Genomic DNA, 21534 nt, shown 5'->3' on the forward strand with positions numbered 1-21534 from the left:
GCCTCGCTTCAGCAAATTGGGTATGTGATAGCTTTCGGTGTTTGTGAACATCGAACTTTCGGTTCGTTTCGTCTTCACACACCGCAATCTGGTCTCTTCGACGCAAATTGCTTGGGTGTTATATGGTCAAGCCTCACGGGCAATTAGTATTGGTTAGCTCAACGCCTCACAGCGCTTACACACCCAACCTATCAACGTCGTAGTCTTCGACGGCCCTTCAGGGAACTCAAGGTTCCAGTGAGATCTCATCTTGAGGCAAGTTTCCCGCTTAGATGCTTTCAGCGGTTATCTTTCCCGAACATAGCTACCCGGCAATGCCACTGGCGTGACAACCGGAACACCAGAGGTTCGTCCACTCCGGTCCTCTCGTACTAGGAGCAGCCCCTCTCAAATCTCAAACGTCCACGGCAGATAGGGACCGAACTGTCTCACGACGTTCTAAACCCAGCTCGCGTACCACTTTAAATGGCGAACAGCCATACCCTTGGGACCGGCTTCAGCCCCAGGATGTGATGAGCCGACATCGAGGTGCCAAACACCGCCGTCGATATGAACTCTTGGGCGGTATCAGCCTGTTATCCCCGGAGTACCTTTTATCCGTTGAGCGATGGCCCTTCCATACAGAACCACCGGATCACTAAGACCTACTTTCGTACCTGCTCGACGTGTCTGTCTCGCAGTCAAGCGCGCTTTTGCCTTTATACTCTACGACCGATTTCCGACCGGTCTGAGCGCACCTTCGTACTCCTCCGTTACTCTTTAGGAGGAGACCGCCCCAGTCAAACTACCCACCATACACTGTCCTCGATCCGGATAACGGACCTGAGTTAGAACCTCAAAGTTGCCAGGGTGGTATTTCAAGGATGGCTCCACGCGAACTGGCGTCCACGCTTCAAAGCCTCCCACCTATCCTACACAAGCAAATTCAAAGTCCAGTGCAAAGCTATAGTAAAGGTTCACGGGGTCTTTCCGTCTAGCCGCGGATACACTGCATCTTCACAGCGATTTCAATTTCACTGAGTCTCGGGTGGAGACAGCGCCGCCATCGTTACGCCATTCGTGCAGGTCGGAACTTACCCGACAAGGAATTTCGCTACCTTAGGACCGTTATAGTTACGGCCGCCGTTTACCGGGGCTTCGATCAAGAGCTTCGCGTTAGCTAACCCCATCAATTAACCTTCCGGCACCGGGCAGGCGTCACACCCTATACGTCCACTTTCGTGTTTGCAGAGTGCTGTGTTTTTAATAAACAGTCGCAGCGGCCTGGTATCTTCGACCGGCATGGGCTTACGGAGCAAGTCCTTCACCCTCACCGGCGCACCTTCTCCCGAAGTTACGGTGCCATTTTGCCTAGTTCCTTCACCCGAGTTCTCTCAAGCGCCTTGGTATTCTCTACCCAACCACCTGTGTCGGTTTGGGGTACGGTTCCTGGTTACCTGAAGCTTAGAAGCTTTTCTTGGAAGCATGGCATCAACCACTTCGTGTTCTAAAAGAACACTCGTCATCAGCTCTCGGCCTTAAGATCCCGGATTTACCTAAGATCTCAGCCTACCACCTTAAACTTGGACAACCAACGCCAAGCTGGCCTAGCCTTCTCCGTCCCTCCATCGCAATAACCAGAAGTACAGGAATATTAACCTGTTTTCCATCGACTACGCTTTTCAGCCTCGCCTTAGGGACCGACTAACCCTGCGTCGATTAACGTTGCGCAGGAAACCTTGGTCTTTCGGCGTGGGTGTTTTTCACACCCATTGTCGTTACTCATGTCAGCATTCGCACTTCTGATACCTCCAGCAAGCTTCTCAACTCACCTTCACAGGCTTACAGAACGCTCCTCTACCGCATCACCCGAAGGTGATACCCGTAGCTTCGGTGTATGGTTTGAGCCCCGTTACATCTTCCGCGCAGGCCGACTCGACTAGTGAGCTATTACGCTTTCTTTAAAGGGTGGCTGCTTCTAAGCCAACCTCCTAGCTGTCTAAGCCTTCCCACATCGTTTCCCACTTAACCATAACTTTGGGACCTTAGCTGACGGTCTGGGTTGTTTCCCTTTTCACGACGGACGTTAGCACCCGCCGTGTGTCTCCCATGCTCGGCACTTGTAGGTATTCGGAGTTTGCATCGGTTTGGTAAGTCGGGATGACCCCCTAGCCGAAACAGTGCTCTACCCCCTACAGTGATACATGAGGCGCTACCTAAATAGCTTTCGAGGAGAACCAGCTATCTCCGAGCTTGATTAGCCTTTCACTCCGATCCACAGGTCATCCGCTAACTTTTCAACGGTAGTCGGTTCGGTCCTCCAGTTAGTGTTACCCAACCTTCAACCTGCCCATGGATAGATCGCCCGGTTTCGGGTCTATTCCCAGCGACTAGACGCCCTATTAAGACTCGCTTTCGCTACGCCTCCCCTATTCGGTTAAGCTCGCCACTGAAAATAAGTCGCTGACCCATTATACAAAAGGTACGCAGTCACAGAACAAAGTCTGCTCCCACTGCTTGTACGCATACGGTTTCAGGATCTATTTCACTCCCCTCTCCGGGGTTCTTTTCGCCTTTCCCTCACGGTACTAGTTCACTATCGGTCAGTCAGTAGTATTTAGCCTTGGAGGATGGTCCCCCCATATTCAGACAAAGTTTCTCGTGCTCCGTCCTACTCGATTTCATGACTAAGAGATTTTCGCGTACAGGGCTATCACCCACTATGGCCGCACTTTCCAGAGCGTTCCGCTAATCTCAAAGCCACTTAAGGGCTAGTCCCCGTTCGCTCGCCACTACTAAGGGAATCTCGGTTGATTTCTTTTCCTCAGGGTACTTAGATGTTTCAGTTCCCCTGGTTCGCCTCTTGCACCTATGTATTCAGTACAAGATAACCATCTTATGATGGCTGGGTTCCCCCATTCAGACATCTCCGGATCAAAGTCTGTTTGCCGACTCCCCGAAGCTTTTCGCAGGCTACCACGTCTTTCATCGCCTCTGACTGCCAAGGCATCCACCGTATGCGCTTCTTCACTTGACCATATAACCCCAAGCAATCTGGTTATACTGTGAAGACGACATTCGCCGAAAATTCGAATTTCTCAATTAAGAGAACTCACAAATTTTACCTTAGCCTGATCCGTTACCAGTGAAAGTAACGTTCAGTCTATCTTTCTATCACATACCCAAATTTTTAAAGAACGAACTAGTCAAAGACTAGAAATCAACATTCACCATCATCATGATGGAATGCTCATTTCTAAGCTTTATACAAGAGAAGCAGTAGTGGTGGAGCCAAACGGGATCGAACCGTTGACCTCCTGCGTGCAAGGCAGGCGCTCTCCCAGCTGAGCTATGGCCCCGTATTTCTACAGGCGTTTCCCACACAAAATTGGTGGGTCTGGGCAGATTCGAACTGCCGACCTCACCCTTATCAGGGGTGCGCTCTAACCAACTGAGCTACAGACCCAATTTCGAGCTACTAAGGCCGACCTCACCCTGCTCTTTACCACAAAGCATGGGGTACGCTCTAACCAACTCAGCTACAAACCGATACAGGCTGCTTCTTTCGTCTTCTTCAATGAATCAAGCAATTCGTGTGGGAACTTATGGAGCAGCTGATGTCGTCGATTAAGGAGGTGATCCAGCCGCAGGTTCCCCTACGGCTACCTTGTTACGACTTCACCCCAGTCATGAATCACACCGTGGTAACCGTCCTCCCGAAGGTTAGACTAGCTACTTCTGGTGCAACCCACTCCCATGGTGTGACGGGCGGTGTGTACAAGGCCCGGGAACGTATTCACCGTGACATTCTGATTCACGATTACTAGCGATTCCGACTTCACGCAGTCGAGTTGCAGACTGCGATCCGGACTACGATCGGTTTTATGGGATTAGCTCCACCTCGCGGCTTGGCAACCCTTTGTACCGACCATTGTAGCACGTGTGTAGCCCAGGCCGTAAGGGCCATGATGACTTGACGTCATCCCCACCTTCCTCCGGTTTGTCACCGGCAGTCTCCTTAGAGTGCCCACCATTACGTGCTGGTAACTAAGGACAAGGGTTGCGCTCGTTACGGGACTTAACCCAACATCTCACGACACGAGCTGACGACAGCCATGCAGCACCTGTCTCAATGTTCCCGAAGGCACCAATCCATCTCTGGAAAGTTCATTGGATGTCAAGGCCTGGTAAGGTTCTTCGCGTTGCTTCGAATTAAACCACATGCTCCACCGCTTGTGCGGGCCCCCGTCAATTCATTTGAGTTTTAACCTTGCGGCCGTACTCCCCAGGCGGTCAACTTAATGCGTTAGCTGCGCCACTAAGAGCTCAAGGCTCCCAACGGCTAGTTGACATCGTTTACGGCGTGGACTACCAGGGTATCTAATCCTGTTTGCTCCCCACGCTTTCGCACCTCAGTGTCAGTATCAGTCCAGGTGGTCGCCTTCGCCACTGGTGTTCCTTCCTATATCTACGCATTTCACCGCTACACAGGAAATTCCACCACCCTCTACCATACTCTAGCTCGACAGTTTTGAATGCAGTTCCCAGGTTGAGCCCGGGGATTTCACATCCAACTTAACGAACCACCTACGCGCGCTTTACGCCCAGTAATTCCGATTAACGCTTGCACCCTCTGTATTACCGCGGCTGCTGGCACAGAGTTAGCCGGTGCTTATTCTGTCGGTAACGTCAAAACAGCAACGTATTAAGTTACTGCCCTTCCTCCCAACTTAAAGTGCTTTACAATCCGAAGACCTTCTTCACACACGCGGCATGGCTGGATCAGGCTTTCGCCCATTGTCCAATATTCCCCACTGCTGCCTCCCGTAGGAGTCTGGACCGTGTCTCAGTTCCAGTGTGACTGATCATCCTCTCAGACCAGTTACGGATCGTCGCCTTGGTGAGCCATTACCTCACCAACTAGCTAATCCGACCTAGGCTCATCTGATAGCGCAAGGCCCGAAGGTCCCCTGCTTTCTCCCGTAGGACGTATGCGGTATTAGCGTTCCTTTCGAAACGTTGTCCCCCACTACCAGGCAGATTCCTAGGCATTACTCACCCGTCCGCCGCTGAATCCAGGAGCAAGCTCCTCTCATCCGCTCGACTTGCATGTGTTAGGCCTGCCGCCAGCGTTCAATCTGAGCCATGATCAAACTCTTCAGTTCAAACATCTTTGGGTTTTTAAGAAACCCTAAACTTGGCTCAGCAATCGTTGGTTACATCTTTGATTTCTCGCGGAGTAACTTGTGATGCTGATAATCTTGTTGACTATCAGTCTGACTCCACAAGCACCCACACGAATTGCTTGATTCAGTTGTTAAAGAGCGGTTGGTTAAGATCTTTCGTCTCAACCGAGGCGCGCATTCTACAGCAGCCTCATTTGCTGTCAAGTGATTATTTTCAGAAGTTTTCGAAGAATTCTTCAACAACTTCAACCACTTGCGCTTCCGATCTCTCGTCAGCGGGAGGCGAATTCTACAGCGTTACACGCTGTTGTCAACACCTCTTTTTCAACTTCTTTTTGGCTTCGATGAACTGAAGCAACCTGCCGCCGAAACCTACATAACTCATTGAATCTCAAGGAGTTTTCCGTTTCGACTGCGCCGGAAGTGGGGCGAATTATAGACATCCTGAATCTGCCGTCAACCGTTAATTTCGCTTTTCTATCGATTGACGGAAAAGACGGCCTCTATATAGACGTAATCGCAACGAATGCGCAGTATATTGCCCACTATCAGAATAAAACCCTGCTTTTTTACCTTGGACGATGCCGCGCAATGAATGACCAGCCACGCTCTCTTGCCTCAATGCTGTTCCCGGTTGGCCTGCTATTAATAGCCATGGCATCAATCCAGTCCGGCGCCTCTCTGGCCAAAAGCATGTTCCCCATCGTTGGCGCTCAGGGAACCACTACGCTGCGGCTGATCTTTGCCAGTGTAATCATGCTGTTGATACTGCGTCCCTGGCGAGCCAGGCTGACCGCCAAATCATTGCGCACTGTCATCGTCTACGGCATGGCACTGGGCGGCATGAACTTCCTCTTCTATATGTCACTGCGCACCGTACCGCTAGGGATTGCCGTTGCCCTCGAGTTCACCGGGCCGCTGGCTGTAGCCATCTATGCCTCCCGTCGTGCCATCGACTTTCTCTGGATTGCTCTGGCTATCACCGGTCTCCTACTGCTGATTCCAACAGGCGCGACCAGTGCCGGAATCGACCTGGTGGGCGCCGGATATGCGCTGGGTGCCGGTGTCTGCTGGGCGCTATATATCCTATTCGGCCAGAAGGCAGGTGCCGATAACGGTGTGACGACCGCTGCATTGGGCGTAATGATCGCGGCATTGTTCGTGGCCCCTATTGGCATCGTGCATGCTGGTTCAGCGCTTTTGACCCCTTCCCTGATTCCCATTGCCATTGGCGTCGCCATTCTATCCACCGCCCTGCCCTACACACTGGAGATGGTCGCCCTTACCCGCATGCCGGCACGTACATTCGGCACACTGATGAGTATCGAACCGGCTTTCGGAGCCTTATCGGGCCTGCTGTTTCTGCACGAATTCCTCACCCTGTCACAATGGATGGCGATCCTGTGCATCATTCTGGCGTCTGTCGGCGCAACCATGACCATGGGTAGCGCCGCGAAGCCTGCAATAGCGGCTGATTGAAAGAGGTTTTGATGAAGGTCTGGCAATTGGTGCGTATTTAGGCCATGTTTAGACCCGTAACCCAATGCCAGACATGGATTTTTTCGGACAGGGATTTCAAAACGCTTAGAGCGCAGGCGAACACAGGCAAACCCGGGCATTAGACTCGTGGCCGCTATAAGGACGGTAATGAAACGAATTTTGATACTGATCGCCATACTGGCTATTGCGGGTTGTGCGGCGACTTCGGAAACCAAGGTAAAACGCGGAAAAAAAGGGCTGCACATCAACTGCTCAGGGCTATCGTCCTCCTGGGACAAATGCTACGCCAGCGCCGCCAATGCTTGCTTGCCGAAAGGCTATAAGGTCATCGCCAAATCCGGTGACACCGTCGAAGAGCCCGGCGATTACCCGTTCGGTCTCAATCCTGCGGGTTACACCAGTCGCAGCATGATTGTCATCTGTAAATAGATCAGCGCTGCGCGGCAATCTGCCGGCCAATTTCTTCATGGCTGGACTTCAGCACCGCTTGCTGAACGTCCGGCGTGGCCAACATGCGCGCCACCACCAATGCCCCGACGCATTGCGACAGCACCGACCACGCCAGGGTCTCGCTCTCAAGTATCTGTGCCCAACGCTCCTGAAGCCGGCAAATCCACAGCTCGGCCTGCTCGCGCACCCGAACATCCGATCGAGCAATTTCTGCGCCCAACGCCGGCAATGCGCAACCGGCCTCAGGTTGCTCTACGTGAGCCATGCTCAGATAGTGCTTGAGACAGCGCTCCAGTCGCTCACGATCCCGCGTGCCCTCCCCGCCCAATCGTTCAAGGCTTTGACCCAACTCGCGCTCGACGATGGCAGTGAACAACGCATCCTTCGACGAAAAGTGACTGTAGAACGCCGCGCCACTCAATCCGATAGCCTTCATCAAGCCGTCGACGCCTACCGTGGAAAACCCCGAACGCTTTGCTGACAGCGAGCTGCTCTGCAATAGCTTTTCCCGGGTTTCCAACTTGTGACTGGCGGAGTAACGCATGTGTTTGCCCTCGAATCGACTGCCTTGACGTGGTCTGGATCCTAGCATAACGTTCGTTCACTTAACGATCGTTTAATAAAGGCATCTACCCATGAATAACAAGAAGGTCGTATTAGTGGTTGGCGCTGGCGATGCCACGGGAGGGGCGATTGCCAAGCGTTTTGCCAAAGAAGGATTCATCGCCTGCGTCACCCGACGCAGCGCCGACAAATTGCAGCCGCTGGTGGACGCGATCAAGGCTGAAGGCGGTGAAGCCCACGGTTTTGCCTGCGATGCGCGCAAAGAAGAAGACGTAATCGCTCTGATTGAAGACATCGAGACTCGCCTCGGTCCGATCGAAGCTTTTGTGTTCAATATCGGCGCCAATGTGCCGTGCAGCATTCTTGAAGAAACCGCACGCAAGTATTTCAAGATCTGGGAAATGGCCTGTTTCTCAGGCTTCCTCAATGCCCGTGAAGTGGCCAAACGCATGGTCACGCGCAATCGCGGCACGATTCTCTTCACCGGTGCTACCGCCGGACTTCGCGGTGCTTCCGGATTTGCTGCCTTCGCCGGCGCTAAGCACGGTATCCGCGCACTGGCGCAAAGCATGGCGCGGGAACTCGGGCCGATGAACATCCACGTCGCCCATGTGGTGGTCGATGGAGCGATCGACACCGATTTCATTCGCAACAGTTTTCCGGAAAAGTACGCCACCAAAGATCAGGATGGCATCCTCAATCCCGAGCACATCGCCGAGAACTACTGGTATCTACACAGTCAGCCGCGGGATGCCTGGACGTTCGAGCTGGATCTGCGCCCCTGGAACGAACGCTGGTAAGGCCCCGCAATAACAATAACGACAGAGACGCGAAAATGACTAAAACCGTGGAGTTCTATTTCGACCTTGGCAGCCCTGCCACCTATCTGGCCTACACCCAATTGCCGAAGATTTGTGCCGAGACGAACAGTGAACTGATTTACATCCCGATGCTGCTCGGTGGCGTATTCAAGGCAACCGGCAACGCGTCACCGGCAATGATTCCGGCGAAGGGTCGGTATATGTTTCAGGATCTGGATCGCTACGCGAAACGCTACGGGGTGCCGCTGAGATTCAATCCGCATTTCCCGATCAACACACTGATGCTGATGCGTGCGGTCACGGGTATCCAGTTGCGTCAGCCAGAACGCTTTGAGGCGTTTATCGATTGTCTGTTCACGGCGCTGTGGGTTGAAGGACGCAGCCTCGACGAGCCCGCGACTGTCGTCGCTGTACTGAGCGAACACGGTTTCGACCCGCAGGAAGTTCTGGCGCTGAGCAACGATGAATCTGTCAAAGCAGCGCTTAAGGAGAACACCGAAACGGCGGTTAAACGCGGCGTGTTCGGCGCACCGAGCATGTTCATCGGTAATCAGCTGTTCTTCGGCCAGGATCGGCTCGACTTCGTTGAGGAAGCCTTGAGCCAAGGCTAAGCGATCATTCAGGCGCTGGACACAGCGCCTGAATTCAGCCGATCAGATCGCCGCAGTACGGGTGTTCAACCACTCCAGCGCAGCCCCCTCAAGCAACGGACTCAGGCGCTCACGCACTTCTGTGTGGTAAGCGTTAAACCATTGCTTCTCTTCCTCAGTCAGCAGCGCCGGCAGCAGGCATCGGGTATCGATCGGGCACAGCGTCAAGGTTTCAAACCTGAGGAATTCACCGAACTCACTGCTGCCCGCCTCGCGGTTCATCGCCAGGTTCTCGATACGCACACCCCAACGGCCCGGACGATATGTACCCGGCTCGATCGACGTGATCATCCCCGGCTGCATGGCCGTCTGCGGTGCCGGCGCGGCCTGATAGGCAATCACCTGCGGGCCTTCATGGACATTGAGGAAATAGCCAACGCCGTGACCGGTGCCGTGACCGTAATCCACGCTGTCGGCCCAGATCGGCGCACGGGCAATGGCGTCCAGCAGCGGCGAGAGAATGCCTTTCGGGAACTGCGCGCGCGACAGCGCGATCACGCCCTTGAGCACGCGCGTGCAATCGCGCTTCTGCTCTTCGCTCGGCGTACCGACCGGCACCATCCGCGTGATGTCCGTGGTGCCGCCCAGATACTGTCCACCCGAGTCGATCAGCAGCAAGCCGTCACCCTCGATCACCGCATGCTCTTCTTCGGTAGCGTGGTAATGCGGCATGGCGCCATTGGCGTTAAACGCAGCAATGGTGTTGAAACTCAGCGAGACATAATCCGGACGACGCTCACGGGCAGCGGTGAGCTTTTCGTCGATGGTCAATTCGGTAATGCGCTCGCGACCCCAAGCCGATTCCAGCCAGGCGAAGAATTCGCACAGCGCCGCACCGTCCTGTTCCATCGCTTGGCGGATGTGTTGAGCATCGGCTTCACTTTTCTGCGACTTGGCCAGCGTGGTCGGGTTCAAGCCTTCGACCAGTTTCACTGCGCTGTCGAGATTATCCAGTAAACCGCTGGTCACTCGTGCCGGATCGACCAGCAGGCTCGCGCCGCTCGGTACGGCACGCAGGGCATCAGCGACTTCGCTGTAATCACGCAGCGTTACGCCATCCTGTTCCAGCACAGCGCGCAATTCGCCATCAACTTTGCTCAGCGCCACGAACAACGTCGCCTGCTGCTGATCGATCAAGGCAAACGAAACAAATACCGGGTTAAACGACACATCGCCGCCGCGCAGGTTGAACAGCCAGGCAATGTCGTCGAGGGTGGCGATGAAATGCCAGTCGGCCCCGCGCTCCCGCAAAGTTTCGCGCAGTTTGGCGAGTTTCTCGCCACGGCTGACCGTCGCCTGCGGTGGCAGATGCTGATAGATCGGTGCATTCGGCAGGCTCGGGCGATCGCTCCAGACTTCCTGCAGCAGATCGATATCGGTACGCAGGCGTGCACCGCGTGCTTCCAGCTTGCTGCTCAGGGTACGCGCCGACGCCACGGCCATCACCGCACCGTCAACCGCGACCACACCACCTTCCGGTGTTTGCTCGGCCAGCCAGTCCAGCGGACTCGGCTGACCCGGTTGCAGTTTGACCAGTTCGATGCCGCTGCCCTTGAGTTCCTTGGTCGCTTGCTCCCAATAACGGCTGTCGGCCCAGACACCGGCGAAATCAGCGGTGACGATCAACGTCCCGACCGAACCATGGAAGCCCGACAGCCACTGCCGGCCCTGCCAGTAACCCGGCAGGTATTCCGACAAGTGCGGGTCGGCGGACGGCACCAACAACGCATGAATGCCCTCACGGCGCATCAGTTCACGGGTCTGCGCCAGGCGCTGGGGCACCGATCCTTCGGTCGAGGTCTGGGTACTCATCATGTCTCCTGCTAATCACTTCATCGTTATTGTTCGTAGCCGAGAGGTCGGCTCGTTTAAAGCCCGGTCGCCCAGAATGCCGGAGCACTGGCGCAGGCGGTCTTGATCAGTTGCACGGCCTTATCGATATCTTCGGCAGTGGTGAAACGGCCGAGACTCAGGCGAATGGTGCGCCCGGCCAGGTGCGCGTCATGCCCCAACGCCAATAGCACGTGGGACGGCGCGTTACTGGCCGAGTTGCAGGCCGACGTCGCGGAAAAGGCAATCGAATGGCTCAACGCCGCGCTGTTGAATTCACCTTCGCTGAAGGTCAGGCTCAAGGTGTGCGGAATGCGCTGAGTGGCACAACCATTCAAGCGCACGCCCGGCAGGCTCAGCAGTTGTTCGAGCAAGCGTTCGCGCAGTGCCACGATGGTCTTTTTCTCGGCATCGAACGCCTCGGCGGCCAAGGCAAATGCTGCGCCCATGCCGGCAATCTGGTGCGTCGCCAAGGTTCCGGAGCGCAAGCCGCCTTCATGCCCGCCGCCGTGAATCTGCGCCTGCAAACGCTGCTGCGCCCGTGGACCGACGTACAACGCGCCGATGCCTTTCGGGCCGTAGAGTTTGTGCGCCGAAAACGACATCAGATCCACCGGCCATTGCGCCAGATCGATCGCGACCTTGCCGGCGCCCTGTGCCGCATCAACATGGAACAACGCCTCTCGACTGCGCACCACTGCGCCAATCGCTTGAACATCATTGACGGTGCCCAACTCGTTGTTCACCAGCATCAGCGACACCAGAAAGGTGTCGTCGCGCATGGCTTCACTGACCGCTTGCGGCGTGATCAGACCATCGGCGTCCGGCACCAGATAGGTCACGGCGATTCCCGCGTCTTGCAATTGGCGGGCGGTATCGAGGATGGCTTTGTGTTCGATCTGACTGGTAATGATGTGGCCGCCGGACACTCCGCGGGCCTGCGCCACGCCTTTGAGGGCAAGGTTATTGGACTCGGTGGCACCGGAGGTCCAGACGATCTGCTCAGCCTTGGAGCCGACCAGTTCGGCGACCTGTCGGCGGGCCTGCTCGACCGTGTGTCGGGCTTGCTGGCCGAACGCGTGGGAGCTGGAAGCCGGGTTGCCAAAGTTACCGTGAAACCCCAGACACTCGATCATCACCTGGATGACCCGCTCGTCAACCGGGGTGGTGGCGGCGTAATCGAAATACAACGGACGTGTGTTCATAAATGACTCGCAGAGCGTGTTCCGGGATCAGGAGGCTCGTGTCTGCAAACGGCACGGCGCAGCCTTGTGAGCTGCGCGTCGGTTCGAGAGCGTCATCAATACCTGATCGGATGCCGTTAAAGAAGAACAACTTCATTTAAAAGTGCGTAGGAACGCTCCTGAAGCCGAGCTTAACAGGCATCCGGCCTGCGGTTGAAGCGATGCGTCAGCTAAAGCTTTCGAGAAGTAACGGGTACAGCGAAATCACCAGCAATGCGGCCATGCCCCAGTTGAACACGCGCAACCAGCGCGGATCCTTCAGCACATTGCGCAACAACGTGCCACACGCCGCCCAGACGCCGACGCTCGGCAGGTTGATGATGGCGAACACTGCAGCAATCACCACGACATTGGTGAAGTAGCCCTGCATCGGCGTGTAGGTGCTGATGGCCCCGATAGCCATGATCCACGCCTTGGGATTGACCCACTGAAACGCGGCGGCGCCGAGGTAGCTGATCGGCTTGGCCTCGCCTTCGGCACTGTCACCGACCGGTCCCGAGTGAGCGATTTTCCACGCCAGATACAGCAGATAGGCCGCGCCGACATAGCGCAGAACCGTGTAGAGAATCGGGTAGGTCTGAAACACCGCACCGAGACCAAAGCCCACGGCCACGACCAGAACGAAGAAGCCGCAAGTGATCCCGAGCATGTGCGGGATGGTGCGGTTGAAGCCGAAATTCACTCCCGATGCCAGCAACATGGTGTTGTTCGGCCCCGGCGTAATCGAGGTGACAAGGGCAAACAGGGCAAAGCCCAACAGCAGGTCAAGCGAGAGGTTCATGGCAGGCAATCCATCAGGGTCATTCAGGTGTAGACCCTATCCCACACCGCCCGGCAAGCCCACGGACAGTTGGGTAAAACTTCCAGCAGTACAGTTTGTTTTCAGCTAGGACGACCGTGCAGCTGTACGGCACGTTCGGCGCTCATTTCAGCTTTCTTGTCGAACTGCGACTGGCCGAGCAGTTGGGCTTTTTTCGCGTGGTATTCGTCGAAGGACAAGCCGCTGCGATTCAGTGCTTCCATCGCCAATTCGCGGGATTCTTCATCGGTGTAAGGGCGCAGTTCCGGTGATACATGTCCAGCACAACCGGCGAGTACGGAGACAGCGAGCAACAGGGAGACAGTCAGTAAACGATTCATGGGAGCGTCCTGGCGAGCAATGGGGAGTCGATGGACAAAGGCTACGCCCGGGCACGCTTGCGCAGAAATCAACGCTCTCAATAGTGGCTATCAGGAAATCGACACGTGCCGGCACATATCTCTTAAAGTTCTATAAATATCAATTAACGTTCTTTTACGGAATAACAAACTGCCTTTATAACTCCCTGCATGGGCTGAGCACTGTTGCTCCAGCAACTGTTGCTCAGCCAACACTGATTCAACAAAGCGCCCTGCTACTCACAGGGGTGACAGCCGCGCTAACGCTCAACGCCTTGTAAACCGGGGCTTACAGGACTTGGTACAGCGCTTGCTCTGACCCGGTGACTCACTCACTGCTCGCTGAGCAACTGTTGAAAAAAGGAACTGATCATGTCGCGTCCCCTGAAAGTCGTCGCCCTCTCCGGCGGCACCTGGCGTCCGTCCCGCACCCTGGTACTGACCCAAGCTTTGATCGCCGAACTGGCCGAGCACTTGTCCATTGAAAGCCATTTGATCGAACTCGGTGATATCGCTCGCCCGCTCGGCGGCGCGCTGTCGCGTCAGGAACTCAGTGCAGAGGTTGAAGCCGAGTTGCAAGCCATTGAACAGGCCGATCTGTTGATCGTTGCCGCGCCGGTTTATCGCGGTTCCTATCCCGGCCTGCTCAAGCACTTGTTCGACCTGATCGACCTCAACGCCTTGATCGACACCCCAGTGCTGCTCGCCGCTACCGGCGGCAGCGAACGCCATGCGCTGGTGCTCGATCACCAGTTGCGGCCGCTGTTCAGCTTCTTTCAGGCCATGACTTTGCCAATCGGCGTGTACGCCACCGAAGCCGACTTCGCCGATTACCAGATCACCAGCGAACTGTTGAAGGCGCGCATCCGCCTCGCGGCCGAACGCGCAGCGCCGCTGTTCGCCACCCAAATCAAACCTTTGCTGAAAATCGCCTGAGGAGCCGTTCATGGATGTTTTCTGGTTCCTGCCGACCCACGGTGATGGCCACTATCTGGGCACTACCCAAGGTGCGCGCCCGGTCACCCTCAACTATCTGAAACAAGTGGCGCAGGCGGCTGACAGCCTCGGCTACCACGGCGTGCTGATCCCCACCGGACGCTCCTGCGAAGACTCCTGGGTGATCGCCTCGGCGCTGGTGCCGTTGACCGAACGTCTGCGATATCTGGTGGCGATCCGTCCGGGAATCATCTCGCCGACGGTGTCGGCGCGCATGGCTGCGACGCTTGACCGGTTATCCAACGGCCGTTTGCTGATCAACGTCGTGACCGGTGGCGATCCGGACGAGAACCGTGGCGACGGCAGTTTTCTCAGTCACGCCGAGCGCTATGAAGTCACCGATGAATTCCTGAAAATCTGGCGCCGCGTGTTGCAGGGCGAAGCGGTGGATTTCGACGGCAAACACCTGAAGGTGCAGAACGCCAAAGCCCTCTATCCGCCCGTGCAGAAACCCTATCCGCCGCTGTACTTCGGCGGCTCCTCCGATGCCGCGCATGATCTGGCTGCCGAACAGGTCGATGTCTATCTGACCTGGGGCGAACCACCCGCCGCAGTTGCGGAAAAACTCGCCGACGTGCGCGAACGAGCGGCGCGGCATGGGCGCAAGGTGAAGTTCGGCATCCGCTTACACGTGATCGTGCGCGAGACCGCCGAAGAGGCGTGGAAAGCTGCGGACAAACTGATCGAACACATCAACGACGAGACTATTGAGGCCGCGCAGAAATCCTTCTCGCGCTTCGACTCCGAAGGTCAACGGCGCATGGCGGCTTTGCACGATGGTCGTCGCGATAACCTCGAGATCGCTCCGAATCTGTGGGCTGGTGTCGGTCTGGTGCGTGGCGGTGCCGGTACGGCGCTGGTCGGCGATCCGCAGCAAGTGGCGGCGCGGATCAAGGAATACGCGGATCTGGGCATCGAGAGTTTCATCTTCTCCGGTTATCCGCATCTGGAAGAAGCTTACCGCTTTGCCGAGCTGGTGTTCCCGCTGCTGCCCGAGCCTTACGCGAGTCTGGCCGGGCGTGGCGTGACCAATCTGACCGGGCCGTTTGGCGAAATGATTGCCAATGATGTGCTGCCCACAAAAGCCTCGGCGTAAACCGGATCTCTTGTGTAGGAGCGGCTGAGTGAATTCAGGAGTGTTGGTGTGACCGCCAAACCGCAAAGTACTTTGTTATCCCCATTGCAGACCGCCCGCCAACTGGCTGCCGAGTTTGCCCTGACCGCCGTCGAACGTGACGAACGTGGTGGCACGCCAAAAGTCGAGCGCGATGCCCTGCGCGACAGCGGCCTGCTGGCCCTGAGCATTCCCACCCGCTACGGCGGCCTCGGCGCGAGCTGGAGTGAAACCCTGCAGGTCGTTCGCGAATTCGCCAAGGTCGACAGCTCGATCGCCCACGTTTTCGGTTTTCATCATTTGATGCTCGCCACCGTGCGCCTGTTTTCCCGGCCGGAACAATGGCAGCCGTGGTTCGAACAGACCGCGCGGCAGAACTGGTTCTGGGGCAATGCGCTCAACCCGCTCGACACTCGCACCGTGGTCAAGGATCTCGGCGGCTGGCGCGAATTTTCCGGGAAGAAAAGCTTCTGTTCCGGCGCCAGCGACTCACAAATGCTGATCGCCTCGGCCGTCGATGAGAGCGCTGGCGGCAAATTACTGATCGCAGCGATTCCCAGCGGCCGCAGTGGTATCACCCTGCACAACGACTGGAACAACATCGGCCAGCGCCAGACCGACAGCGGCAGCGCGACCTTTGAACGGGTGCGGGTCGAAGAGTCGGAATTGCTCCTCGATCCCGGCCCGCTGAGCACGCCGTTCGCCTGCCTGCGGCCATTGATCGCGCAGCTGACGTTCACGCATATGTTTCTCGGGATTGCCGAAGGCGCCTTTGAAGAAGCGCGGCAATACACCCTCAGCGAAACCCGGCTCTGGCACAAATCCTCGGCGCGCGATGTGCGCGAAGATCCGTACGTGCTCGCGCATTACGGCGAGTTCTGGGTGGCGCTGGAAGGCATTCGTCTGCTGGTCGAACGCGCGGCCGCATTGCTCGATGAAGCCTGGGCCAAGGGTGCGAATCTCAGTGCCGAGGAGCGCGGCCAAGTCGCGACAGCGATTGCCACCGCGAAAGTTGCCGCCAGCCGTCAGGGCCTGGAGATTTGCAGCCGTCTGTTCGAAGTGACCGGCGCGCGTTCCACCCACGCTTCCCTACGCCTCGATCGCCACTGGCGCAACCTGCGCACGCAAACCCTGCACGACCCGCTGGACTACAAACTCCATGAGCTGGGCGACTGGGCGCTGAACCAGTCGCTGCCGGTGCCGACTTTCTATTCCTGACCTGCCTGCATTTGAACTAAAAAGAAGGACGAGCCCATGCAACTGCTGACCCTACCGCCCTCCCCCGCGCTCGCCACGTCGATCCGCGCCACCGCGCAGGTGTTCGAAGACCCGAAATCCCAGGCCCTGCTCGCGCATTTGCAACAGGTCGCGCCGAGTGAAGCCAGTGTGCTGATCATCGGTGAGACCGGCACCGGCAAAGAGCTGGTAGCGCGGCATATTCATAACCTCAGCAACCGCCGTCATCGGCCGTTTATCGCGGTCAATTGCGGGGCGTTTTCCGAGTCGCTGGTGGAGGCGGAATTGTTTGGTCATGAAAAAGGTGCGTTCACCGGCGCACTGAGCGCCAAGGCCGGATGGTTCGAGGAGGCGGACGGCGGCACCTTGTTTCTCGATGAGATCGGCGATCTGCCGATGGCGATTCAGGTGAAGTTGCTGCGGGTGTTGCAGGAGCGCGAAGTGGTACGGCTGGGCTCGCGCAAAAGCATTCCCATCGATGTGCGGGTGCTGGCAGCGACCAACGTGCAGCTGGAAAAGGCCATCAATGCCGGCCATTTCCGCGAGGATCTGTATTACCGCCTCAACGTGGTCAATCTGGAATTGAGCCCGTTGCGTGAGCGTCCCGGCGATATCCTCCCCCTCACGCGCCATTTTATCGAGGCCTACAGCCAGCGCCTCGGTTATGGCCGCGTCAGCATCAGCCCCGGTGCCGAGCACAAACTGCGTGGCTACAGTTGGCCGGGCAACATTCGCGAACTGGAAAACGTCATCCATCACACCCTGCTGATCTGCCGCAATGGCGTGATCGAACGCGATGATCTGCGCCTGTCGAACCTGCGTATCGAGCGCCCGGACGATCATCACAGCAGCGCCGATGATTCACCGGAAGCGTTGCTGGAACAGGCCTTTCAAAAACTGTTCGCGCAACAGGCCGGTGCTTTGCACGAGAAAGTCGAAGACGCCTTGCTGCGCGCAGCGTATCGCTTTTGCCATTACAACCAGGTGCACACCGCCGCGTTGCTCGGCCTGAGTCGCAACGTCACCCGCACGCGGCTGATCAAGATCGGCGAACTGGCGGTGAACAAGCGGCGACTCACGGAAAACCTGCAAGGCGAGCGCTTGATCCAGTTGTCGATCTAGCCAACCAGGTGGCAGTGCAGCGCATCGTCGGGACTGCGGGCGATGCTGCTCAGCACCTGAAACGAATTGAAGGTGATGGTTTTCGCCTGATGGGTGTGAATCAGTTGCCAGAAATCCTGCTCGCCGCTTTCAAAGCTGCGAAACGCCGCCTCCCCTGCCTCGCGGGTCTGCCATTGGAGAAAACTCAGCACGCGCCGGCCGTCATCGCTGGCCTGCACACTGGCACTGACAAAACCGCCGTAGCGCTGAGCCAGACGCTCGGTTTGCCTCGATAGTGCAGTCACCAGCGCAGGTTGTTGGCGTGGTTCGATTTCAAATTCGATCAATTGGGTAAAACTGCGGTTGTTCATGGAATGCCCCCACTCAGCGTAAGACGAGCCTTGCGACTCGAAGACCTGCAGGGTAAAACCTCTAGTTAAGTCAAGGTCAAGAGCTGTCTGCAGATGATCAGCAAAGAAAATGTGCACAAGCCGTTAACAGTCGGCGAAGTCGCGGCGCGCAGCGGTGTCGCCGTCACCGCCCTGCACTTTTATGAGTCCAAAGGCTTGATCAAGAGCCAGCGCAATGCCGGCAATCAGCGCCGTTATCCGCGCGAAGTGCTGCGCCGGGTGGCGTTGATCAAAGTCGCGCAGCGGCTGGGGATTCCATTGGCGGAGATTGGCGAGGCGCTGAAAATCCTTCCGGATGATCGTGCGCCCAGCGCGGCCGACTGGAAAATCCTCTCGGAGCAATGGCGCCGAGAGCTGGATGAACGGATCGAACAATTGACGCTACTGCGTGACCGGCTCAATGGCTGCATCGGTTGCGGGTGTTTGTCGATGGAGGCCTGCCCGCTGCGCAATCAGGGTGATGTACTCGGCGAACAGGGACCGGGGCCGCACTTTCCAAAGGATTGACTGCTCGTCGGGCAAAAATCTGCACGGCGAGGACAGTTCTATAGTGAATCTTCCACAAATCCGGTGGAGTCCTGTCCCATAGAACAACAATTCAGGGAGAACGTCATGAGCGTCAAACCCATCCCCGAGGGGTATCACAGCATTACCCCGTATCTCGGCATCCACAAAGCGGCCGAGGCCATCGATTTCTATAAAAAAGCCTTCGGCGCCACCGAAGTCATGCGCCTGGCCATGCCGGACGGCGGCATCGGCCACGCCGAACTGCGCATCGGCGACAGCGCGATCATGCTCGGCTCGCCGTGCGATCAGGGGCCGTTGAGCAATCCTGATAAAAGCGTGTCAGTTGGTTTGCATCTGTACGTGACCGATGTCGACAAGTCCTTTCAGCGAGCGCTGGACGCGGGGGCGACGACGGTGTCCGAGGTCAAGGATCAGTTTTACGGTGATCGCAGCGGCACGTTGAAGGACCCGTATGGGCATCTGTGGTTTCTGGCCTCGCGCAAGGAAGATCTGACTGAAGAACAGATCAAGCAGCGGGCGATGGAGATGTTTCAGCAGGGTTGAGCATTTCAGTGTCTGGACTGGCCTCTTCGCGAGCAGGCTCGCTCCCACAGGGTTTCGTTGGGTGGCATAGATAATCGTCACACCGGAAATTACTGTGGGAGCGAGCTTGCTCGCGAAGGGGCCGGCACTGGCAAACCGAGACTCATCAACACACTTCATGAACCTGCCGACCACGCTTTGCCCCTTGCCGCGAACGCCGGACGATTTCAGGATGCAGCCAACCAGAACCCTGAAAAAGGATCAGCCCGATGTTTGCCGGATTCCGCAAAGACCAGCGTCACGTCAACGGCGTCGACATTGCCTACCGCCTCGGCGGCAGCGGCCCGGGCCTGTTGCTGTTGCACGGGCACCCGCAGACCCATGTGATCTGGCACAAGATTGCCGAACAACTGGCCGAACACTTCACCGTGGTCGCCGCCGACCTGCGCGGTTACGGCGACAGCAGTCGCCCGGCCGCTGATGAGCTGCACGCCCATTACTCGAAACGCGAAATGGCCCGCGACAATGTCGAGTTGATGCAGGCGCTGGGCTTCGAGCAGTTTTCGATTCTCGCTCACGACCGTGGCGCGCGGGTCGCCCATCGTCTCGCGCTTGATCACCCGAACGCGGTGCAGCGCATGATGCTGCTCGACATCGCCCCGACCCTGTCGATGTATACGCAAACCAACGAAGCCTTCGCCCGCGCGTATTGGCACTGGTTCTTCCTGATCCGCCCGGCACCACTGCCGGAAACCCTGATCGAAGCGGATCCGGAAGGCTATCTGCGCAGCGTGATGGGCAGCCGCAGCGCCGGGTTCAAGCCGTTTACCGATGCAGCCTTTGGCGAATACCTGCGCTGCCTGCAACGACCGGGCAGCGCTCGCGGCATCTGCGAAGACTATCGCGCCAGCGCCGGCATCGATCTTGCGCACGATCGCGCCGACATCGCCGCCGGGCATCAACTGAATCTACCGCTGCACGTGTTGTGGGGAGCCGAAGGTACGGTCGGACGCTGCTTCGATCCGCTCAAGGAGTGGCAGCAAGTGGCGACCAACGTCAGCGGCCAGGCCTTGCCCGCTGGCCATTACATTGCCGAAGAAACTCCCGAACGGTTGCTCGCCGAAGCATTGGCCTTTTTGCGCTGAGTCGAGCCGCCGGATCTCGGTGCTATGCTGGCGGCTTCTGCCGCCAGTGTTCGTTTTTGACATGTCCCAGAAGAAAGACACCGTGCCCCTGCCCGAAGACCTGCGCGTACTGCTCACCGTAATCCGCAAGAACGGCTTTGCCGCTGCAGCAGATGAACTAGGCCTGTCACCGGCCTACGTCAGCAAACGCATCCAGATTCTCGAAACCACCCTCGGCACGCGCCTGCTGCACCGCACCAGTCGCCGCGTCTCGCTGACCGAGGACGGTGAGCGCGTGCAGCGCTGGGCGTTGCGCATTCTCGATGATTTTCAGCAACTGCACGACGAACTGTCCGACGCCCACGACAGCCCGCGTGGGCGTTTGCACATTTGCAGCAGTTTCGGTTTCGGTCGCAATCACGTAGCCCCGGCGGTGTCGTTGCTGGCCGAACGTTATCCAGACCTGGAGATTCGCCTCGACCTGTTTGACCGGGTGGTGGACATCATCAACGAAGGCTTCGATCTGGAGATCCGCGTCGGCGATGACCTGCCCGGCCAGCACATCGGTCGACGCCTGGCCAGTAACCGGCGGGTGCTGTGCGCCGCTCCCGGTTATCTGCAACGGCGCGGTACGCCGCAAATGCTGGACGAGTTGCAACAGCACGATTGCCTGGTGATCAAGGAGCGCGACAACGCCTTTGGGATCTGGAATCTGGATCGCGACGGCAGGCAAGAAAGCGTGCGGGTCAGCGGGCCGTTGTCGTCAAACAATGGCGAGATTGTTTTGCAGTGGGCGCTGGACGGGCGTGGGGTGTTGTTGCGGTCGTTGTGGGATGTGAAACCGTTGCTGGAGCAAGGACGCTTGGTGCAGGTGCTCGACGATTACAGCCAGAGCGCCAATGTCTGGGCGGTGTACCCGACGCGGCTGGCACACTCGGGGAAACTGCGCGCGTGTGTGGAGTTTTTGCAGGCGCATTTCAAAGGATTGTCGCTGTAGCCCAAAACACCACTCCCCCCTGTAGGAGTGAGCCTGCTCGCGATAGCGGTGGATCAGTCAAAGTTGCTGTGTCTGACACACCGCTATCGCGAGCAGGCTCGCTCCCACAAGGGATCAGCAGTGG

18 protein-coding genes, 2 tRNA genes and 2 rRNA genes are annotated in these 21534 nt (G+C 57.3%); 12 read left to right on the forward strand and 10 right to left on the reverse strand.

The window, feature by feature from the left end; translation table 11 throughout:
• Positions 1–122 precede the first annotated feature (122 nt).
• The 4 genes from HU754_RS20740 to HU754_RS20755 all read right to left on the reverse strand — a co-directional run bounded on the left by HU754_RS20740 (position 123) and on the right by HU754_RS20755 (position 5144).
• A 23S ribosomal RNA gene (locus tag HU754_RS20740) occupies positions 123–3016 on the reverse strand.
• Between the two features lie 246 nt (positions 3017–3262).
• A tRNA-Ala gene (locus HU754_RS20745) sits at positions 3263–3338 on the reverse strand.
• Between the two features lie 30 nt (positions 3339–3368).
• A tRNA-Ile gene (locus HU754_RS20750) sits at positions 3369–3445 on the reverse strand.
• Positions 3446–3607: 162 nt separating this feature from the next.
• A 16S ribosomal RNA gene (locus tag HU754_RS20755) occupies positions 3608–5144 on the reverse strand.
• Together the 16S and 23S rRNA genes with 2 tRNA genes alongside form the textbook arrangement of a ribosomal RNA operon.
• 612 nt (positions 5145–5756) lie before the next feature.
• On the opposite strand from HU754_RS20755, the gene rhtA reads away from it, so the two are divergent.
• Together rhtA and HU754_RS20765 are read left to right on the forward strand one after the other, a co-directional pair.
• A complete protein-coding gene (gene rhtA, locus HU754_RS20760) occupies positions 5757–6644 on the forward strand; it encodes a threonine/homoserine exporter RhtA (RefSeq protein ID WP_186620692.1) in 888 nt (295 codons plus the stop codon).
• 168 nt (positions 6645–6812) lie between these two features.
• On the forward strand, positions 6813–7094 hold the full coding sequence (locus HU754_RS20765) for a hypothetical protein (protein ID WP_093434980.1): 282 nt from the start codon (positions 6813–6815) through the stop codon (positions 7092–7094).
• A 1-nt stretch (position 7095) separates the two neighbouring features.
• On the opposite strand, the gene HU754_RS20770 is transcribed toward HU754_RS20765, so the two are convergent.
• Positions 7096–7659, reverse strand: coding sequence for a TetR/AcrR family transcriptional regulator (locus tag HU754_RS20770; RefSeq protein WP_093434982.1), 564 nt, complete (start codon positions 7657–7659; stop codon positions 7096–7098).
• 91 nt (positions 7660–7750) lie between these two features.
• Between HU754_RS20770 and HU754_RS20775 the strand changes: the two genes are divergently transcribed.
• Positions 7751–8479 carry an SDR family oxidoreductase gene (locus HU754_RS20775; protein ID WP_095048398.1) on the forward strand — a complete coding sequence of 243 codons (729 nt, stop codon included), beginning with the start codon at positions 7751–7753 and terminating at the stop codon, positions 8477–8479.
• Between the two features lie 35 nt (positions 8480–8514).
• On the forward strand, positions 8515–9111 hold the full coding sequence (locus HU754_RS20780; protein WP_186620673.1) for a 2-hydroxychromene-2-carboxylate isomerase: 597 nt from the start codon (positions 8515–8517) through the stop codon (positions 9109–9111).
• A 42-nt stretch (positions 9112–9153) separates the two neighbouring features.
• Here HU754_RS20780 and HU754_RS20785 read toward each other — a convergent pair whose 3' ends face one another.
• The 4 genes from HU754_RS20785 to HU754_RS20800 all read right to left on the reverse strand — a co-directional run bounded on the left by HU754_RS20785 (position 9154) and on the right by HU754_RS20800 (position 13364).
• On the reverse strand, positions 9154–10962 hold the full coding sequence (locus tag HU754_RS20785; RefSeq protein WP_186620671.1) for an aminopeptidase P family protein: 1809 nt from the start codon (positions 10960–10962) through the stop codon (positions 9154–9156).
• Positions 10963–11018: 56 nt separating this feature from the next.
• Positions 11019–12185, reverse strand: a complete 1167-nt coding sequence (locus HU754_RS20790; protein WP_186620669.1) for an aminotransferase class V-fold PLP-dependent enzyme — start codon at positions 12183–12185, stop codon at positions 11019–11021.
• A gap of 205 nt (positions 12186–12390) precedes the next feature.
• Positions 12391–13005: a LysE family translocator gene (locus HU754_RS20795; RefSeq protein ID WP_034155169.1), complete on the reverse strand. Its 615-nt coding sequence runs from the start codon at positions 13003–13005 to the stop codon at positions 12391–12393.
• Between the two features lie 101 nt (positions 13006–13106).
• A complete protein-coding gene (locus HU754_RS20800) occupies positions 13107–13364 on the reverse strand; it encodes a hypothetical protein (RefSeq protein ID WP_093434993.1) in 258 nt (85 codons plus the stop codon).
• Between the two features lie 390 nt (positions 13365–13754).
• Between HU754_RS20800 and msuE the strand changes: the two genes are divergently transcribed.
• Genes msuE through HU754_RS20820 form a run of 4 tightly spaced genes read left to right on the forward strand, consistent with a single transcriptional unit; the run spans position 13755 to position 17850 of the window.
• Positions 13755–14318 carry an FMN reductase gene (msuE, locus tag HU754_RS20805; RefSeq protein ID WP_093434995.1) on the forward strand — a complete coding sequence of 188 codons (564 nt, stop codon included), beginning with the start codon at positions 13755–13757 and terminating at the stop codon, positions 14316–14318.
• A 10-nt stretch (positions 14319–14328) separates the two neighbouring features.
• On the forward strand, positions 14329–15474 hold the full coding sequence (gene ssuD, locus HU754_RS20810) for an FMNH2-dependent alkanesulfonate monooxygenase (RefSeq protein ID WP_186620667.1): 1146 nt from the start codon (positions 14329–14331) through the stop codon (positions 15472–15474).
• A gap of 48 nt (positions 15475–15522) precedes the next feature.
• The gene (locus tag HU754_RS20815) at positions 15523–16710 is read left to right on the forward strand and encodes an acyl-CoA dehydrogenase family protein (RefSeq protein WP_116256569.1); all 1188 of its coding nucleotides are present in this window, start codon (positions 15523–15525) and stop codon (positions 16708–16710) included.
• A gap of 36 nt (positions 16711–16746) precedes the next feature.
• Positions 16747–17850: a sigma-54 interaction domain-containing protein gene (locus HU754_RS20820; protein WP_099756810.1), complete on the forward strand. Its 1104-nt coding sequence runs from the start codon at positions 16747–16749 to the stop codon at positions 17848–17850.
• On the opposite strand, the gene HU754_RS20825 is transcribed toward HU754_RS20820, so the two are convergent.
• Positions 17847–18200 (reverse strand): antibiotic biosynthesis monooxygenase, encoded by a 354-nt coding sequence (locus HU754_RS20825; protein WP_186620666.1) that lies wholly within the window; start codon positions 18198–18200, stop codon positions 17847–17849. The genes HU754_RS20820 and HU754_RS20825 overlap by 4 nt on opposite strands.
• 93 nt (positions 18201–18293) lie before the next feature.
• On the opposite strand from HU754_RS20825, the gene soxR reads away from it, so the two are divergent.
• The 4 genes from soxR to HU754_RS20845 all read left to right on the forward strand — a co-directional run bounded on the left by soxR (position 18294) and on the right by HU754_RS20845 (position 21410).
• Positions 18294–18746, forward strand: a complete 453-nt coding sequence (soxR, locus tag HU754_RS20830) for a redox-sensitive transcriptional activator SoxR (RefSeq protein ID WP_099756812.1) — start codon at positions 18294–18296, stop codon at positions 18744–18746.
• A gap of 105 nt (positions 18747–18851) precedes the next feature.
• Complete coding sequence (locus tag HU754_RS20835; RefSeq protein ID WP_093435014.1) at positions 18852–19310, forward strand: VOC family protein; 459 nt, start codon at positions 18852–18854, stop codon at positions 19308–19310.
• A 248-nt stretch (positions 19311–19558) separates the two neighbouring features.
• Positions 19559–20434: an alpha/beta fold hydrolase gene (locus HU754_RS20840; RefSeq protein ID WP_186620665.1), complete on the forward strand. Its 876-nt coding sequence runs from the start codon at positions 19559–19561 to the stop codon at positions 20432–20434.
• Positions 20435–20495: 61 nt separating this feature from the next.
• Positions 20496–21410 (forward strand): LysR substrate-binding domain-containing protein, encoded by a 915-nt coding sequence (locus tag HU754_RS20845; RefSeq protein WP_186620664.1) that lies wholly within the window; start codon positions 20496–20498, stop codon positions 21408–21410.
• Positions 21411–21534 lie beyond the last annotated feature (124 nt).

Origin of the sequence: Pseudomonas zeae (assembly GCF_014268485.2) — a bacterium.
GTDB classification, from domain to species: domain Bacteria; phylum Pseudomonadota; class Gammaproteobacteria; order Pseudomonadales; family Pseudomonadaceae; genus Aquipseudomonas; species Aquipseudomonas neuropathica.

Bases quoted from the DNA above. Each gene is read 5' to 3' on its own strand.
- HU754_RS20775 (WP_095048398.1), top strand. From the start codon at position 7,751: ATGAATAACAAGAAGGTCGTATTAGTGGTTGGCGCTGGCGATGCCACG.
- HU754_RS20845 (WP_186620664.1), top strand. From the start codon at position 20,496: ATGTCCCAGAAGAAAGACACCGTGCCCCTGCCCGAAGACCTGCGCGTA.
- HU754_RS20780 (WP_186620673.1), top strand. From the start codon at position 8,515: ATGACTAAAACCGTGGAGTTCTATTTCGACCTTGGCAGCCCTGCCACC.
- HU754_RS20770 (WP_093434982.1), bottom strand. From the start codon at position 7,659: ATGCGTTACTCCGCCAGTCACAAGTTGGAAACCCGGGAAAAGCTATTG.
- HU754_RS20790 (WP_186620669.1), bottom strand. From the start codon at position 12,185: ATGAACACACGTCCGTTGTATTTCGATTACGCCGCCACCACCCCGGTT.
- soxR (WP_099756812.1), top strand. From the start codon at position 18,294: ATGATCAGCAAAGAAAATGTGCACAAGCCGTTAACAGTCGGCGAAGTC.
- HU754_RS20765 (WP_093434980.1), top strand. From the start codon at position 6,813: ATGAAACGAATTTTGATACTGATCGCCATACTGGCTATTGCGGGTTGT.
- HU754_RS20820 (WP_099756810.1), top strand. From the start codon at position 16,747: ATGCAACTGCTGACCCTACCGCCCTCCCCCGCGCTCGCCACGTCGATC.
- msuE (WP_093434995.1), top strand. From the start codon at position 13,755: ATGTCGCGTCCCCTGAAAGTCGTCGCCCTCTCCGGCGGCACCTGGCGT.
- HU754_RS20825 (WP_186620666.1), bottom strand. From the start codon at position 18,200: ATGAACAACCGCAGTTTTACCCAATTGATCGAATTTGAAATCGAACCA.
- HU754_RS20840 (WP_186620665.1), top strand. From the start codon at position 19,559: ATGTTTGCCGGATTCCGCAAAGACCAGCGTCACGTCAACGGCGTCGAC.
- rhtA (WP_186620692.1), top strand. From the start codon at position 5,757: ATGAATGACCAGCCACGCTCTCTTGCCTCAATGCTGTTCCCGGTTGGC.
- HU754_RS20785 (WP_186620671.1), bottom strand. From the start codon at position 10,962: ATGAGTACCCAGACCTCGACCGAAGGATCGGTGCCCCAGCGCCTGGCG.
- HU754_RS20800 (WP_093434993.1), bottom strand. From the start codon at position 13,364: ATGAATCGTTTACTGACTGTCTCCCTGTTGCTCGCTGTCTCCGTACTC.
- HU754_RS20795 (WP_034155169.1), bottom strand. From the start codon at position 13,005: ATGAACCTCTCGCTTGACCTGCTGTTGGGCTTTGCCCTGTTTGCCCTT.
- HU754_RS20835 (WP_093435014.1), top strand. From the start codon at position 18,852: ATGAGCGTCAAACCCATCCCCGAGGGGTATCACAGCATTACCCCGTAT.
- ssuD (WP_186620667.1), top strand. From the start codon at position 14,329: ATGGATGTTTTCTGGTTCCTGCCGACCCACGGTGATGGCCACTATCTG.